General features: G+C 63.3%; 20 protein-coding genes. 12 read left to right on the top strand and 8 right to left on the bottom strand.

Going from position 1 to position 15,382, the window contains the following annotated elements; translation table 11 throughout:
• Window positions 1-186: 186 nt before the first annotated feature.
• From purE to ACN0X6_RS02650, 6 genes are all read left to right on the top strand, one after another.
• Window positions 187-678, top strand: a complete 492-nt coding sequence (gene purE / locus ACN0X6_RS02675) for a 5-(carboxyamino)imidazole ribonucleotide mutase (protein WP_003242109.1) — start codon at window positions 187-189, stop codon at window positions 676-678.
• A gap of 148 nt (window positions 679-826) precedes the next feature.
• A complete protein-coding gene (locus ACN0X6_RS02670) occupies window positions 827-1,912 on the top strand; it encodes a 5-(carboxyamino)imidazole ribonucleotide synthase (protein WP_417701881.1) in 1,086 nt (361 codons plus the stop codon).
• 54 nt (window positions 1,913-1,966) lie between these two features.
• Window positions 1,967-2,731 (top strand): substrate-binding periplasmic protein, encoded by a 765-nt coding sequence (locus ACN0X6_RS02665; RefSeq protein WP_417701879.1) that lies wholly within the window; start codon window positions 1,967-1,969, stop codon window positions 2,729-2,731.
• 65 nt (window positions 2,732-2,796) lie between these two features.
• Window positions 2,797-3,042, top strand: a complete 246-nt coding sequence (locus tag ACN0X6_RS02660; protein ID WP_417701877.1) for a GlsB/YeaQ/YmgE family stress response membrane protein — start codon at window positions 2,797-2,799, stop codon at window positions 3,040-3,042.
• 64 nt (window positions 3,043-3,106) lie between these two features.
• Window positions 3,107-3,643 (top strand): DUF3299 domain-containing protein, encoded by a 537-nt coding sequence (locus ACN0X6_RS02655; RefSeq protein ID WP_417701875.1) that lies wholly within the window; start codon window positions 3,107-3,109, stop codon window positions 3,641-3,643.
• A gap of 18 nt (window positions 3,644-3,661) precedes the next feature.
• Complete coding sequence (locus tag ACN0X6_RS02650) at window positions 3,662-4,141, top strand: FAD/FMN-containing dehydrogenase (protein WP_417701873.1); 480 nt, start codon at window positions 3,662-3,664, stop codon at window positions 4,139-4,141.
• Between the two features lie 104 nt (window positions 4,142-4,245).
• On the opposite strand, the gene ACN0X6_RS02645 is transcribed toward ACN0X6_RS02650, so the two are convergent.
• The 3 genes from ACN0X6_RS02645 to ACN0X6_RS02635 all read right to left on the bottom strand — a co-directional run bounded on the left by ACN0X6_RS02645 (window position 4,246) and on the right by ACN0X6_RS02635 (window position 7,159).
• Entirely contained in the window at window positions 4,246-5,145 is a 900-nt protein-coding gene (locus tag ACN0X6_RS02645; RefSeq protein WP_417701871.1) for a D-hexose-6-phosphate mutarotase, read from the bottom strand.
• 99 nt (window positions 5,146-5,244) lie between these two features.
• Window positions 5,245-6,621, bottom strand: coding sequence for a TRAP transporter large permease (locus ACN0X6_RS02640; RefSeq protein WP_417701869.1), 1,377 nt, complete (start codon window positions 6,619-6,621; stop codon window positions 5,245-5,247).
• Window positions 6,614-7,159: a TRAP transporter small permease subunit gene (locus ACN0X6_RS02635; RefSeq protein ID WP_417701867.1), complete on the bottom strand. Its 546-nt coding sequence runs from the start codon at window positions 7,157-7,159 to the stop codon at window positions 6,614-6,616. The genes ACN0X6_RS02640 and ACN0X6_RS02635 overlap by 8 nt, the downstream gene beginning before the upstream one ends.
• Window positions 7,160-7,405: 246 nt before the next feature.
• On the opposite strand from ACN0X6_RS02635, the gene ACN0X6_RS02630 reads away from it, so the two are divergent.
• Complete coding sequence (locus tag ACN0X6_RS02630) at window positions 7,406-8,506, top strand: TRAP transporter substrate-binding protein (protein ID WP_160018587.1); 1,101 nt, start codon at window positions 7,406-7,408, stop codon at window positions 8,504-8,506.
• Window positions 8,507-8,581: 75 nt separating this feature from the next.
• Here the strand turns inward: ACN0X6_RS02630 and ACN0X6_RS02625 are convergent, their stop codons facing one another.
• On the bottom strand, window positions 8,582-8,986 hold the full coding sequence (locus tag ACN0X6_RS02625) for an acyl-CoA thioesterase (protein WP_417701865.1): 405 nt from the start codon (window positions 8,984-8,986) through the stop codon (window positions 8,582-8,584).
• Between the two features lie 363 nt (window positions 8,987-9,349).
• On the opposite strand from ACN0X6_RS02625, the gene ACN0X6_RS02620 reads away from it, so the two are divergent.
• The 4 genes from ACN0X6_RS02620 (at window position 9,350) to ACN0X6_RS02605 (ending at window position 11,590) form a co-directional block, all read left to right on the top strand.
• A complete protein-coding gene (locus tag ACN0X6_RS02620; RefSeq protein WP_417701863.1) occupies window positions 9,350-9,547 on the top strand; it encodes a hypothetical protein in 198 nt (65 codons plus the stop codon).
• Window positions 9,548-9,566: 19 nt separating this feature from the next.
• Entirely contained in the window at window positions 9,567-9,731 is a 165-nt protein-coding gene (locus ACN0X6_RS02615; protein ID WP_037002124.1) for a DUF1328 domain-containing protein, read from the top strand.
• Between the two features lie 10 nt (window positions 9,732-9,741).
• A complete protein-coding gene (locus ACN0X6_RS02610; protein ID WP_417701861.1) occupies window positions 9,742-10,203 on the top strand; it encodes an inhibitor of vertebrate lysozyme family protein in 462 nt (153 codons plus the stop codon).
• A 157-nt stretch (window positions 10,204-10,360) separates the two neighbouring features.
• Entirely contained in the window at window positions 10,361-11,590 is a 1,230-nt protein-coding gene (locus tag ACN0X6_RS02605; protein ID WP_417701859.1) for a nucleoside recognition domain-containing protein, read from the top strand.
• A 20-nt stretch (window positions 11,591-11,610) separates the two neighbouring features.
• Here the strand turns inward: ACN0X6_RS02605 and ACN0X6_RS02600 are convergent, their stop codons facing one another.
• Complete coding sequence (locus ACN0X6_RS02600) at window positions 11,611-12,195, bottom strand: hypothetical protein (RefSeq protein ID WP_417701857.1); 585 nt, start codon at window positions 12,193-12,195, stop codon at window positions 11,611-11,613.
• Between the two features lie 290 nt (window positions 12,196-12,485).
• Here ACN0X6_RS02600 and ACN0X6_RS02595 point away from each other — a divergent pair, with 290 nt between their 5' ends.
• Entirely contained in the window at window positions 12,486-13,463 is a 978-nt protein-coding gene (locus tag ACN0X6_RS02595) for an NAD-dependent epimerase/dehydratase family protein (protein WP_417701855.1), read from the top strand.
• On the opposite strand, the gene ACN0X6_RS02590 is transcribed toward ACN0X6_RS02595, so the two are convergent.
• From ACN0X6_RS02590 to ACN0X6_RS02580, 3 genes are all read right to left on the bottom strand, one after another.
• Window positions 13,432-13,647: a dodecin gene (locus tag ACN0X6_RS02590; protein ID WP_196474294.1), complete on the bottom strand. Its 216-nt coding sequence runs from the start codon at window positions 13,645-13,647 to the stop codon at window positions 13,432-13,434. The genes ACN0X6_RS02595 and ACN0X6_RS02590 overlap by 32 nt on opposite strands.
• A 65-nt stretch (window positions 13,648-13,712) precedes the next feature.
• Window positions 13,713-14,600 carry a LysR family transcriptional regulator gene (locus ACN0X6_RS02585; RefSeq protein WP_417701853.1) on the bottom strand — a complete coding sequence of 296 codons (888 nt, stop codon included), beginning with the start codon at window positions 14,598-14,600 and terminating at the stop codon, window positions 13,713-13,715.
• A 4-nt stretch (window positions 14,601-14,604) separates the two neighbouring features.
• Entirely contained in the window at window positions 14,605-15,273 is a 669-nt protein-coding gene (locus tag ACN0X6_RS02580; RefSeq protein WP_417701851.1) for a DUF3592 domain-containing protein, read from the bottom strand.
• Window positions 15,274-15,382: the final 109 nt, after the last annotated feature.

Raw genomic sequence — 15,382 nt, 5'->3', positions numbered from 1 at the left:
CACCCTGCCGCAGCCTGCATGACAAACGGTCATCGCCACTGCCCGCCAGCAGTGGCTTTGCGTTATACTGCGCGGCCTTCGGCCGGCAGCACCCGGCCAACGAATCATGACAAGCCACGCTGGCCCGCCCGCGTGGCTTGTTGGTTTTTGACGCGCCGCGAGGCGCCCGAGAGAAGAGGCACTTTGATGAGCGCACTGGTTGGCGTGATCATGGGCTCCAAGTCCGATTGGTCCACCCTTAGCCACACCGCCGAGATGCTGGACAAGCTGGGCATTCCCCACGAGGTCAAGGTGGTCTCTGCCCACCGCACCCCGGATCTGCTGTTCCAGTACGCAGAAGAGGCAGAAGCACGCGGCATTCAGGTGATCATCGCCGGTGCCGGTGGCGCCGCTCACCTGCCGGGCATGTGCGCGGCCAAGACCCACCTGCCGGTACTCGGCGTGCCGGTGCAGTCGTCCATGCTCTCGGGCGTCGACTCGCTGCTGTCGATCGTGCAGATGCCGGCCGGTATTCCGGTCGCCACCCTGGCCATCGGCAAGGCTGGTGCAGTCAACGCCGCCCTGCTGGCCGCCAGCATCCTCGGTCACCAGCACCCGCAGTTTCACGCGGCGCTGAAGCAGTTCCGCCAGGAACAGACCGATACCGTGCTGAGCAACCCGGACCCGCGCGAGGCCTGAAGCCCATTCCATCAGGGGCTGCGACACGGTGCATTTGAACGCTGTCCGCTGCTCGGAATGCTCATTTACCGGCGTAAACTCCGCTTCCTGCGCTGCGGGCAGCGTTCAACTGCTTGGTCTCGCCACCTGCTGATAAAGGGGCTTTGTTATGAAAATAGGTGTGATCGGTGGCGGCCAGCTGGGCCGCATGATGGCCCTGGCGGGCACCCCGCTGGGCATGAACTTCGCTTTCCTCGACCCCGCGCCGGACGCCTGCGCCCAGGCGCTCGGTGAGCATATCCGTGCCGACTACGGCGATCAGGACCACCTGCGCCAGTTGGCCGACGAGGTCGACCTGGTCACCTTCGAGTTCGAGAGCGTGCCGGCCGAGACCGTGGCCTTCCTCTCGCAGTTCGTGCCGGTTTACCCGAGCGCGCAAGCCCTGCGCATCGCCCGCGACCGCTGGTTCGAGAAGTCCATGTTTCGCGAACTGGGCATTCCCACCCCGGAGTTCGCCGATATCCAGTCGCAGGCTGATCTCGACGCCGCCGTGGCCAGCATCGGCCTGCCGGCGGTGATGAAGACCCGCACCCTGGGCTACGACGGCAAGGGCCAGAAGGTGTTGCGCAAGCCCGAAGACGTCAGCGGCGCCTTCGCCGAACTGGGCAGCGTACCGTGCATCCTCGAAGGCTTCGTAGCCTTCACCGGCGAGGTGTCGCTGATCGCCGTGCGCGCCCGCGACGGCGAAACGCGCTTCTACCCGCTGGTGCACAACACCCACGACAGCGGCATCCTCGCCCTGTCCGTCGCCAGCACCGATCACCCGCTGCAGGCCCTGGCCGAGGACTATGTCGGCCGCGTGCTGGACAAGCTCGATTACGTCGGCGTGCTGGCCTTCGAGTTCTTCGAGGTGGACGGCGGCCTCAAGGCCAACGAGATCGCCCCGCGCGTGCACAACTCCGGGCACTGGACCATCGAAGGCGCCGAGTGCAGCCAGTTCGAGAACCACCTGCGCGCCGTCGCCGGCCTGCCGCTGGGCTCCACCGCCAAGCTGGGCGAAAGCGCCATGCTCAACTTCATCGGTTCGGTGCCCCCGGTGGACAAGGTGATCAGCATTGCCGACTGTCACCTGCACCACTATGGCAAGGCCTTCAAGGCCGGGCGCAAGGTCGGTCATGCCACCCTGCGGTGCGCCGATCACGCCAGCCTCGACGCGCGTATCGCCGACGTTCAGGCGCTGATCGCCGAAGACTGACAGGTCGATTCGCAGCTAGACTCTTGAACGACGGTGGTCGTTCAAGAGCCCCCCATGAAGCGTCTTCTTTCCTTACTGCCTCTACTGTTCACGCTGACCTGCGTTGGCGCGCAAGAGGTGCTGCGCGTCGATTTTCGCGAACGGCCGCCAGAAATGCGTGCGGTCGACGGGCTGCCCAGCGGCCCGCTGATCAGCGTGCTGGAAACTGCCGCACACCGCATCGGGGTAGACCTGCAGTGGCGTGAAGCACCTTTTCTGCGCAGTCTCGACGACCTGCGCTCCGGACGAGTCGACCTGGTACCGCGTGTGCTGCGCATCGAACAGCGGCGCGAGTACATCCATTTCCTGCCCAGCATCGGCAATCAGCAACTGAATGTTCGCTTCGTCGTGCGCCCGGGGGAAGAAGCCAGACTGAGCCGCTACGAGGATCTGTACGATCTGTCTGTGGGCGTCAAACGCGGTACAGCCTATTTCGAGCCCTTCGACAGCGATGACCTGCTCGGGCGTGCCTATGCCAGCGACGACGCGCAACTGGCCGCGATGTTCCGGGCCGGGCGCCTGGACAGCATCGCAGTGATCGACACCGTACCGATGGAAGCGCAATTCCAGGCGATTAACTTTCGCGACTACAGCTACGCGCACTACACACACCAGCAGGTACTGGGCAACCACTTCGGCGCATCGCTGAAACGCTACCAGAGCGACCGGCGCGAACTCTACGACCGCCTGGGTGCTGAGCTCGAACGCATGCGTGAGGAGGGCGAAGTCGCCCTGATCTACCACCGTTATGGCGTTCTGCCGCCAGGCGAGGCGAACTGATAGCACCTTGGCTTGTCCCATGACGAGCCTGCCGCACGAGCGGCACACATCAAGGAGACACGCCAATGGGCATTATCGGCACCATCTTCATCGGCCTGATCGTCGGGTTGATCGCACGTTTTATCAAACCCGGCGATGACAGCATGGGCTGGATCATGACCATCCTGCTCGGCATCGGCGGTTCCATTGCGGCCACCTACGGCGGCCAGGCGCTAGGCATCTACGAGGCCGGACAGGCCGCCGGTTTTATCGGTGCGGTGATCGGTGCCGTCGTTCTGCTGGTAATCTACGGCGCGATCAAGAAGGGCTGACAGGCCCTGCTCAGGAGCCGACCTGTCGGCTCCTCGTTCACGCCGCCACGAGATGCCATACCCCATGCGCCACCTGCTGCTCGCCCTGCTCTTCTGTACCGGCCTGGCCCACGCCGAACTGCCGGAAACCGACTGGCTCGACCTGATGCCCCCCGAAGACCGCAAGGCTCTCGAGGAAATGCCCGACATCAGTCACGACAGCCCCGAAGGCGACAGCACCTTCTACGGCGAAGGCGGCCTGCGTCAGCAGGACAAGAATCTGCCTGCGGTCATGTACTCCGCCAAGACCGTCGCCGCACTCGACGGCAAGGCCATCCGCCTGGGTGGTTACCCGGTGCCGCTGGAGAGCGACGAGAAAGGCAACAGCACGCTGTTCTTTCTGGTGCCCTACCCGGGCGCCTGCATCCATGTACCGCCACCGCCGCCCAATCAGCTGGTGCTGGTGCGCTATCCCAAGGGCATCGCGCTCGACGATATCTACGCGCCACTGTGGGTCAGCGGCGAGCTCAAGGTGGAGCAGGTCAGCAACGACCTGGCCGACGCTGCCTATGCCATGGAAGCGGGCGAAGTCCGCCTGGTAACTGACGAAGACCTCTACTGATCGCTCTGGAGCCCGCGCATGAAAGCTGCCGCCCTGCTATTGCTGTGCCTGCTGTCCACCGCTGCACTGGCCCTGGAGCCCGGCGAGCGCCTGGCGCCCTGGACGCTGCTGGATCAGCATGACGCACCCTATACGCTCAACGAGCAGACCCGCGTGCTGCTGGTGGCGCGCGACATGGACGGCGCCAAGCTGGTCAACGCCGCGCTCGAAGGCAAGCCAAAAGGTTATCTGAAGGAGCGCCGGGCGGTCTTTCTCGCCGATATCAGCCGCATGCCCAGGGTCATCGCCAGCCTCTTCGCCCTGCCGAAGATGCGCGACTACAACTACCGCATCCTCCTCGACCGTGATGCGCGCATCGCCCCGCGTTATCCGGCCGGCGAGGGCGAAGTGCTGTGGCTGCAGCTCGATGGCCTGCAGATCGTCTCGCAGCAGGTTTTCAGCCGCGCTGACGATCTGCGAAAAGCCCTGGAGGCACAAGCAGGCACTGACAGTCAGTGAAGAACCAGCAGGTCGCCAACCGCCTTTCGTAGGAGCCCCGCACCGGGGGGGAAGCTTCTCAAGTGCGCGTCGCCCCTGCAGGTCCGATGTATCGGCACTGACTGTTAGCCCGTCAGCTCACTCGAAATACGCAGCTCCAGGCGATGCCGTTCATCCGGTTTCAGCTGCACGACATCCTCCAGCACATTGGCCGTTTCGATGCACAGCATGTTCTGCCAGGCGTCATCGGGAAACTGCGAGAGGCGCCTGGCCTTGTCGACCCACGGATTCCACAGCACGGCCGAGCGTGAACCACGGGCATCCAGATGGATGCGCCGGCCCCAGCCGGGGTCGATGATACTGAGCCGCGCGGGCGTATCGAGGTAGATGCGATCGGTCTCGGTGCTGAATCCCAGCTCGCTCTGCTGACGCAGTTCCTGCCAGTCCTGCAGGGTGTCGAGGTAGCGGCAGGCCTGCAGCCCCTCGACATGGACCTGGCGCACGTCGCTGACGGCGAAGTAGCTGTGCAGTGCCTGGCTCAGGGTGAGCGGCGTGTCACCGCGGTTATGGGTTTCCAGGCTCATGCTGAGGTCGTTCGCCAGACGCACGACGAAGGTCAGGCTGGCATCCCTCGGCCAACCCTCCAGTGGCTGATTGCGCGTGTCGTAGGCAAAGCGCAGGGTGACGGACTGGTCTTCCTCGTCGATGCCCAGCAACTCCCAGTCCAGCGTCCTCACCAGGCCGTGGGCCGGCGCCTGCTCCTGATGATAGTGCGCTTGCACGGCCGGCGGATTGCGCCGCAGGTCACCGAACCAGGGCCAGCACACCGGCACACCACCACGCACGCTTTGGCCACGCTGGTAGACCGCATCCGGGCTCAGCCAGATCAGCGGCGGCTGCTCGCCCTGCTGGTAACCGAGAATCTGCGCACCCTGCTGGGCCACCAGCAATTCGCTGTCGGCGGCACGGATGCGCCAGCAGACCAGTTGATCCAGTTCCACACGTTCGACTTGGGCGGTGCTCATGGCGACCTCTCGTTGAGATAGATGACAGACAGTGTGACAACGCAAAAAGCAAAACGCCCATCACGAGGACGGGCGTTTGGCCAAACCAGCCAGCGATGCTTACTTGCCGTAGACCTGCTCCGGCAGCCAGGTGATCAGCCCCGGGAAGATGTAGGCGATCACCAGCAGCAGAATCTGGATCAGGATGAACGGCACGACACCCTTGTAGATGGTGCTGGTGGGGATGCTCGCCGGCGTCACGCCACGCAGATAGAACAGCGCGAAACCGAAAGGCGGCGTCAGGAAGGAGGTCTGCAGGTTCAGCGCGATCATCACGCCCAGCCAGATCGGGTCGAGGCCCATGGCCAGCAGCACCGGGCCGACGATCGGCACCACCACGAAGGTGATCTCGATGAAGTCGAGAATGAAGCCGAGCAGGAAGATCACCAGCATCACCAGGAAGAACGCACCGAGCACGCCGCCAGGCAGTTGGGCGAACACGTCCTCGATCAGCACCTCACCGCCGAAGCCTCGAAACACCAGGGAGAACAGCGACGCACCGATCAGGATCATGAAGACCATGGCACTGATTTCGGTGGTGCCGTAAGCCACTTCCTTGAGCTGACCGAAGTTCAGCTTGCCCTTGCTGAACGCCAGCAACATGGCGCCCACGGCCCCCAGCGCGGCAGCCTCGGTCGGCGTGGCGTAGCCAGCGAGGATCGAGCCCAGCACCGCGCCAATCAGGATCAGCGGGGGTACCAGGGCTTTGATCAGCTTGCCCCACTCGATCGGACCCAGTTCTTCCTGGGGCAGCGCCGGCAGTTTCTTCGGCTGGAGGATGGCGACTGCAATGATGTAGAGGATGTACAGACCAACCAGCAGCAGCCCGGGAATCAGCGCGCCGACGAACAGGTCACCGACCGACACGGTCTTCGGCGAGAAGATGCCCATCTTCAACTGCGCCTGCTGATAGGCGCTGGACATCACGTCACCCAGCAACACCAGCACGATCGAAGGCGGAATGATCTGCCCCAGGGTGCCGGTAGCCGCCAGGGTACCGGTGGAAATGGCCGGGTCATAGCCGCGGCGCAGCATGGTCGGCAGAGCCAGCAGGCCCATGGTCACCACGGTGGCACCGACGATACCGGTGGAAGCCGCCAGCAGAGCGCCGACCACGCACACGGAAATCGCCAGGCCGCCACGCAGGGTGCCGAACAGGCGCGACATGGACTCCAGCAAGTCCTCGGCCACCCGTGAACGTTCCAGCATCACGCCCATGAACACGAACAGCGGTACGGCGAGCATGGTCTGGTTGTTCATGATGCCGAACAGACGGTTCGGCAGAGCGCTGAGGTAACCGGGGTCGAAGGTCCCCGTGACGACGCCGATAGCGGCGAACAGCAGGGAAACGCCGGCCAGGGTGAACGCCACCGGGAAGCCGGCCATCAAGGCCACGCAAATACTGACGAACAGCAGAATCGCCATCAATTCAGCCATGTTTCACCTCCGGAGCCGGCAGGCGACCGCTGAAGACGTAGAGCGCCTTGATCATATTGGCAATACCTTGCAGTACCAGGCTGATGACCAGTACCAGGATGATGCTCTTCTGCAGATAGACGAACTTGAGGCCACCAGACTCGCTGGACGCTTCCAAAGTCGACCAGGCGTTGCTGACGTAGTCCCAGCTGGCCCAGCCGAGGAACAGCGCGACCGGCAGCAGGAACAGCAGGTTACCGAGAATTTCCACCAGCGCCTGACGGCGACCGCTGAACTTCTGGTAGAAGATATCCACGCGCACGTGACCGTTGCGCTGCAGCACCCAGGCCGCTGCACCCATGAACACGAGGGCGTGAGCGTAAAGCACCGCCTCCTGCAGGGCTGTCGCACCGATACCGAAACCGTAACGCAGCACCACGACGATGGCGGTACCGATCACCAGAAATACCGTCAGCCAGGCGCAGGCCTTGCCGAGCCAGCTGTTGAGCGCATCGATCAGATATGCAAGAGCGAGGGGGAATGAAGGCTTGTCGGACATAGTGAGTCCTTTATCGTTATGAGTGTAGGAGACAGGACAGCAAGCCGGTTGGCTGCACATCACGCCGCCCGCGTCCTTGTGAGCCGCAGGCCGGCGATTCTAGGCAGGCTACCGGTAATGCAGCAATGCCCGTACAACTTTAGTCGTAGTAGCTAGGCTTGTAGGTCACGACCCCCTATGTTATTCACGCCCGGTCTACCTTCGGCGATCCCGTGGTAAGACCAATACAACAAGAAGGAGCATTGCATGAAACGTCGCGACATACTCGCCGCAGCGGGCGTAGGCCTTGCAGCAACCGCACTGGCTGGCTGTAAAGAAGAGGCCAAGAGCGCCGCAGCACCCCAAGAGGGCTCGAGTTCCCAAACCTTCAACTGGAAGATGGTCACCTCCTGGCCGAAGAACTTTCCGGGCGTCGGCGTGGGGGCCGAGCGCTTCGCCAAGCTGGTCGATGAAATGAGTAACGGCCGCCTGAAGGTCAAGGTGTACGCAGCCGGTGAACTGGTACCGGCACTGGAAGTGTTCGATGCAGTCTCCCGCGGGACCGCCGAGATGGGTCACGGCGCACCGTACTACTGGAAAGGCAAGGTCCCGGCGGCGCAGTTCTTCTGCGCCTCGCCATTCGGCCCGAATGCCCAGGAAATGAACGCCTGGCTGCATCGTGGCGGTGGCCAGCAGCTGTGGGAAGAAGTCTACAAACCCTTCGGCGTACTGCCGATGGCCTGTGGCAACACCGGCGTGCAGACCGCTGGCTGGTTCAACAAGGAAATGAACTCGGTCGAAGACTTCAAGGGTCTGAAGATGCGTACCCCTGGCCTGGGCGGCGAAGTGCTGACCAAGATGGGCGGCACCGTGGTCAACATGCCAGCCGGTGAAATCTTCACCGCCATGCAGACTGGCGCCATCGACGCCACCGAGTGGATCGGCCCATACAACGATCTGGCCCTCGGCCTGCACAAAGCAGCCAAGTACTACTACACCCCGGGCTGGCAGGAGCCGAGCGTTCTGTTCGAGCTGGACGTCAACATCAAGGCCTGGGAAACCCTGCCTGCGGATCTGCAAGCCATCGTTCGCGCCGCCGCCCGTGACGTCAACGGCGACATGCTCGACGATTACAACGCCAAGAACATGGAGGCCATGGAGCAGCTCAAGGCCGACGGCGTGGAAGTTCGCCGCCTGCCGGACGAAGTCCTGGCCCGCCTGAAGGAAGTGGCGGCCGAGGTGGTCGATGCCAGCGCGGCGGCCGACCCGGCAGCGAGCAAGGTGTGGGAACACCAGAAGGCCTACCTCAAGCGCCTGTACGAATACGCGGAAAGCAACGAGAAGGATATCTACAACATCCGCGGCTGATCGCTCAGCAAAACAAAACGCCGGCTTTAAGCCGGCGTTTTCGTGACTGCCATTCGCGTTTGCGCCGGGTGAGCGTCAACCGCGACGCGGCGGCACCGGGCGAGTGCGACCACTGCCGTCGATGGCGACGAACACGAACACCGCCTCGGTGACCTTGCGCCACTCGTTGGACAGCGGGTCGTCGCTCCACACCTCGACCATCATCTGAATCGAGCTGCGGCCGATCTCCAATGCCTGGGTGTAGAACGAAAGCTGCGCGCCCACCGATACCGGTACCAGAAAGGCCATGCGATCGATGGCGACGGTCGCCACACGGCCACCTGCGACCCTGCTCGCCATTGCGGTGCCGGCGAGATCCATCTGCGATACCAGCCAGCCACCATAGATATCCCCGAAACCATTGGTCTCGCGCGGCAACGCGGTGATCTGCAGGGCGAGGTCACCCTGGGGAATCGGGTCTTCCTGTTCGTAGTCGTTCATCGGTTCGAGACTCGCGGCGCGGTTGTTGTTCTGGGCGCGGAACCCGCATGGCACACGGGCGCAGCGAGTATACCGACTGTGCAGTCGACGAGCGACCACTCTGGCAGGCCGCAAGACGTCACAGCCCATGTCGGGTCGTGCAAAACGCATGACCCGCCAGGCCTCGTTCGGGCAGTATGCCTGCCCCCTGATATTTTCAATAAAACTTAAACAAATGATTTTAAAGGATTTTATCTAAATAAACGGCCTGGCACGGGTGCTGCAATGTTCCCAGTGGGTGACCGGCCATGCGCCGGTTGCAATGCAGAACAAGGAAGAGACGGATAACGAGCCATCCGCCTCCAACGCAACAGGAGAATCGCCATGTGGATAGTTGCTCTGGTGCTCGCCACCTTGCTGCTTCTGCTCAGCCTGACGCTCGCCAGCGTTGTACTGATTGGCCAGACCCTGTGCGCGAGCCGCGATACCGCCGAGCTGGAGCTGCCCACGGGCGCTGCGCCCCAGCCTTTGGACCCGAGCAACGCGCAAGACCCCTGGCCTGCCTGGGCCATTACCCACTGATCCATCGAGGAGAAACACCATGCTTAGTTGGGCAGTCACCTTCCTGATCATCGCCATCATCGCCGCTGTACTGGGCTTCGGTGGTATCGCCGGCACCGCTGCAGGTATCGCCAAGATTCTATTCGTGGTGTTCCTGGTGCTGTTCATCGTCTCGTTCATCATGGGCCGTCGCCCGCGTCTTTAGGGAGAGATCGATGCAGTCGATTCACGCCATTGCCGCCGCCCTGCTGATGGGCGGCGCCCTGGCGGCTCAGGCCGCCGACCGCGACACCCGTTTCCATCCAGGCGAGTTGCTGACCAGCAACGCCGAGTACCGCCAAGCCTGGCAGGACCTGGCAAAGGACGAAGAGCGCCTGCCGGACTGGCTGATCAATCTCAGCGGCCTTTCCACTCCCATGCAGGCAGTGGAAGCCGACAGTGATCGCTACCTGGTCGGCCAGGTCTGCGAAGCGCACAGATGTTTCGGGCAGCGCGCCTATGTCGCCTTCGAATGGGAAGACGACGAAGCCTACGCGCTGTACGTGCAGGTGCCCGATGGCCTGCCCGAGGATCGCGTGCCCAGTGAACACGCCAGCCTGCGCTGGTTGGGCGACCCGGACGAGGAGGTCCGGCAGATGCTGATGGAACAGCTGCGCAGCGATCCCAACTGGTATTGAGTGACGACAGTTTGCCGGCTGCCCCATAGGCACCGCCGGCACGTTATCATCCCCCGCCATAACGGCATGCCCTCCTGCATCCGGCGCCTCGCGCCACCTTTCCCTCAGGGACAAGGACACCAGGGAAGGCACCGCCGGCCAATCTAGGGGGATCGCAATGCTCAATGGCCTGTGGCTGAGCTTTTTTCTGCTGGGAGCCGCCGCCGCTCTGGCACGCTGGCTGATCGGCGGCGACGCCACCGTGTTCGGCGCGATGGTCGAGAGCCTGTTCGCCATGGCCAAGCTCTCGGTGGAACTGATGGTGGTGCTGTTCGGCACTCTGACACTGTGGTTGGGGCTGTTGCGCATCGCCGAGAAAGCCGGGCTGGTCGATCTGCTCGCCCGCATGCTGGGCCCGTTGTTCGCCCGCCTGATGCCGGAAGTGCCACGGGGCCACCCGGCGCTCGGGCTGATCAGCATGAACTTCGCCGCCAACGGCCTGGGCCTTGACAACGCCGCCACGCCCATCGGACTCAAGGCCATGCGCGCCCTGCAGGATCTCAACCCCAGCGCCAACACGGCGAGCAACGCGCAGATCCTGTTCCTGGTGCTCAATACCTCATCGCTGACCCTGCTGCCGGTGTCGATCTTCATGTACCGCGTGCAGCAAGGCGCCGAAGATCCCACCCTGGTGTTCCTGCCCATCCTGCTGGCGACCAGCGCGTCGACCCTGGCCGGCCTGCTGGCGGTATCGCTGATGCAACGCCTGCGCCTGTGGGACCCGGTGGTGCTGGCCTACCTGATTCCATCCGCGCTGCTGCTCGGCGGCTTCATGGCCCTGCTCGCCGGGATGAGCGCCACGGCCCTGGCGGCGCTGTCGTCGCTGCTCGGCAACCTCACACTGTTCGGCCTGATCCTGCTGTTTCTGGTGGTCGGCGCACTGCGCAAGGTGGCGGTGTACGAGAGCTTCATCGAAGGCGCCAAGGAAGGGTTCGATGTGGCCAAGAGCCTGCTGCCCTATCTGGTCGCCATGCTCTGCGCCATCGGCGTGCTGCGCGCATCCGGCGCGCTGGATTTCGGCCTCGACGGCATTCGCTGGCTGATCGAAGCGCTGGGATGGGATACCCGCTTCGTCGACGCCCTGCCCACTGCGCTGATGAAACCCTTCTCCGGTGGTGCCGCACGCGCCATGCTGATCGAAACCATGGAGAACTTCGGCGTCGACAGCTTCCCGGCGCTGGTTGCGGCCACGGTGCAGGGCAGTACCGAGACCACCTTCTACGTGCTTGCGGTGTACTTCGGCGCGGTCGGCCTGCAGCGCGCCCGCCATGCCGTAGGCTGCGCCCTGGTCGCCGACGCGGCCGGGATCATCGCCGCCATCGGCGTGTGCTACTGGTTCTTCGGCTGATTGTCTTCGGGCTGGGGTGCTCAGTCGGCGCCCAACCCCAGCTTGTCGCCCGCCCAGCTCAGCAACGGATCGGTGTGCTGGTATTCGCGCAACGCCAGCAGCTTGGGCGCGATGAACGCCTCGAAGTCCTCGGGCTGCTCGAAGTACACCCCGGTGAAGATGGTGAACATCGACTTGTTGCCGACCGTGGCATAGAACAGGTTGCCCACCGGCTCACCGTCCTGGGTCAGCAGCTTGAGGCTGGCGCGACTGGCCAGCTTGGTTTCCAGCGGCAGATCCTGCTGCACCAGCCCGCTTTCACGCAGGCCGAACGAGGCACCGAAGGTCTCGGCGTAGCTGGTCATCAGGGCATCACCGGCGCGCGGGTAGAGCGAGACGCCGCTGTAGAGATAGAACCAGTCGCTGCCCTCGCTCTCGAAACTGAGATCGATGCTGCGCGCAGCGTAGGTCACCAGCTTCTCGTAGCGCCCCTCGTCCGGCGCCTCGTAAGCGGCGAAATCCTCACCGCTGAGCAGCAGGCGGCGCTCCTCGGCGAGTGGCGGTTCGTTGTCGATGCAGCCGCCGAGCGACAGCGCGACGAACAACACCAGCATCATCCTGAACATGACTATCCTCCCTGAACAAGCGTGGCCAGCTTGCCTGATCCACGCCTTGGTGACCAGCCGCAACCCTCATGGCTGTGCGCGGTGCCACAGCCTCCGTGCGCCTGGCGTCAATCGCCACGGCCGCTGGCGACTTCCGCCATTGTCCGCCGGCGGTCGTCTGCCTAGCCTGACGCCGGGTGAAAACAATCACCACCAGGCTCGTTTATCCAAAGGGCCACGTCCGTCGCGCCGGGGCGCTTCCGGCAGATGAACGGAGCAGAGCGGACATCAGTATCCGCCGGGAGGCAATCATGCGCGTTCTGATCACCGGTGCAGCCGGTTTCATAGGCCATCAGCTGCTCGACGAACTGGCCATCCAGCACCCCGAATGGACGCTGATCGCCGCAGACATACGCCCCCTCGCCAGCCAGGGGCTGAAAGCCAACATCGAGCCGGTGCTGCTGGACATGGGTCGCCCGGCGCAGGTACGCGCCTGCATCAGCGGCTGGAAACCGGACGCCATCGTCCACCTGGCCACGGTGATACGCCCACCGCGCGATATGACCGAAGCCCACCTGCACGCCATCGAGGTCGGTGGTACCCAGTGCCTGGTCGATAGCGCGCTCGCCAACGGCGTACGCCAGCTGATAGTTGCCAGCTCCGGCGCAGCCTACGGCTACGCCGCAGACAATGCCGAGTGGATCGACGAAGACCAGCCGCTGCGCGGCCACCCCTATTTCGCCTACGCCAGGCACAAACTGGAGATCGAACAATGCTTGGCGCGCTGCCGCGAGGAACATCCGCAACTGCGTCAACTGGTGCTACGCCCCGGCACCATTCTTGGCAAGCGCCTGAACAACCCGATCAGCGACCTGTTCAACAAGCGCACGGTACTCGGCGTGCTCGGCCACAGCAGCCGTTTCGTGTTCATCTGGGAGCAGGACGTGGTCAGCATCATCCGTCAGGGCCTGGAAGAGAACCGGGAAGGCATCTACAACCTGGCCGGCGATGGCGCGTTGAGCCTCAAGGAAATCGCCGAGATCCTCGGCAAACCCTACCGGCCGCTACCGGCGTCGCTGCTCAGCGCCGCACTGCGCCTGCTCAAGCCACTGGGGTTGAGTCAGTACGGCCCCGAGCAACTGGACTTCCTGCGCTACCGACCCGTGCTGACCAACCAGCGCCTGAAGGAGGAATTCGGCTACCAACCGCGCTATTCGAGCCGCGAAGCCTTCTTCGCCTTCCTCACCGCCCAGGGCATCAGCTACCACTCAAGCGAAAGCCAACCTTGAGTTCGACCTGGTAGTGCGCCACCTTGCCGTCGACGATATGGCCACGGGTGTCGATGACTTCGAACCAGTCCATGTTGCGCACGCTCTTGGCACATTCGGCCAATGCGTTCTGAATGGCATCCTCGATGCTGATCTTGGAAGTGCCGACGATTTCGATCTTCTTGTAGGTGCGATGGTCGGACATGTCGCTGCTCCACGGTGGCTTTACTAACAGCCTAGACCAGCGGTCAGAGCACGCGCCGAAATGACCTAAACCCGTAGCTCGTGCTCCAGCCAGTGCGCCAGTTGCTGAGCGCGGCCATCACGCACACGACCCGGCACCCACAGCGCCAGCCGCGCAGCGGTTTCGACGAAGCCCCAGGGCGCGACCAGGCGGCCGGCGGCCAGGTCGTCGGCCACCAACGGCTGCGGCGCGATGGCCACGCCCAGGCCGGCAGCGGCCGCCTCCAGCAGGTAGTAGAGATGCTCGAAACCCTGGCCCTGTTGCAGCCGCGCCGGCTCCAGGCCCTGCGCTGCGGCCCACTGCGGCCAGGCCTGGGGGCGCGAGGCGGTGTGCAGCAACGGTTCCTCGAGCAGCGCCGCAGCGGGCGCATCGCGCAAATGCGCATAGCCGGCAAAGCGCGGACTGAGCACCGGCCCGATCCGCTCGATATCGAGCTCATGCACCTGCATGTCTGCCGGCCAGGGCGGTGTGGCGAAGCACAGGGTGGCGTCCACCCCGGGGCGGCGCGGGTCCAGCTCGCCCTCACTGGCCGATAGCTGCAGGCGCAGCTCCGGCAGCTCGCGGTTCAAGCGATCCAGGCGTGGGATGAACCAGCGTGCCAGCAGGCTACCGGGGCAAGCGAGGACGAAGGGCGCATCGTCCTGGCGTTGCCGGAGCTCGGCGCAGACCCCACGCAGGCGCTCGAAGGCGTCGCCGGCAGCATCGCGCAAACGCATGCCGGCATCGGTGAGTTTCACACCACGACCGTCCTTGTCGAACAAACTGACGCCGAGCTGTTCTTCCAGCGCACGAATCTGCCGACTGATCGCACCATGGGTGACATGCAGCTCCTCACCCGCACGGCTGACACTCTGCAGGCGAGCGGCGGCCTCGAAGGCGCGCAGGGCGTTTAGCGGGGGCAGATCTCGATTCATGTCATCAATCTGCAAGGCGCGGAAGGAAGCTGGTATCGACGCTGTAACGTCGAGGGTCATTGGGGTCGACCATTACCTGCAGAAATTCATTCCCGATAAACGGTTGCGGGTCGAACCACAGGTCTTCGCTGTAGAACAGATGTACTGCGCCGGTACTCGGGTTGCACCACTGACAGACCAATTGCCAGGCCGGCACATTGTTGAAGGTGGAAAACGGGTTGCGCCGGATTTCCACGAACTGTGCCTGTACGGCCTGACCTTTACGTATGAGCCGTTTGCGCCGGCTGTCGACCAGCGCCTCCGGCATTAACAGCGCCAGCCCGATCAACGTGAAGAACAAACCAATGGCACCCAGTATCAGGCTGATGAACCAGTTCTGCAGGAAGCTATCGATATGCGCGTGCTGCGGCTCCAGGGGGTCGTAGAACAAGTCGACCGTATCGCCCTCGGCATAGCCAGATCGACTGCAGACCTCGCCCGTAAAGGTAATGCGCTCCCCCGGACGGGGAAAGAATTCGACGAGAGGGCAGCCCCGGCCCATCAACGCCACCACACTGCCGGTCGTTCGCACCATGCGTTCCTCTTCATTCCATCTGTGATTTTGTAGCAGCAATGCGATGGCAATAAGAAAAGCGCCTACCACAGGAAAAGTCCATAACCAGCGATCATTCATGCTATTCATCCATGATTAATATGTCAGAAAAAATCACACGTTTAAGCAAATTAATCAGTTTTTATCTACCCCCTTCAAGCCTTAAGCTACCTCCATTGTCTGACCAACC

The sequence above is a fragment of the Pseudomonas sp. genome (assembly GCF_048269965.1).
Taxonomy (GTDB): domain Bacteria; phylum Pseudomonadota; class Gammaproteobacteria; order Pseudomonadales; family Pseudomonadaceae; genus Aquipseudomonas.
The sequence above is the reverse complement of the archived record's forward strand: the minus strand, read 5'-3'. Positions and strand labels throughout refer to the sequence as shown.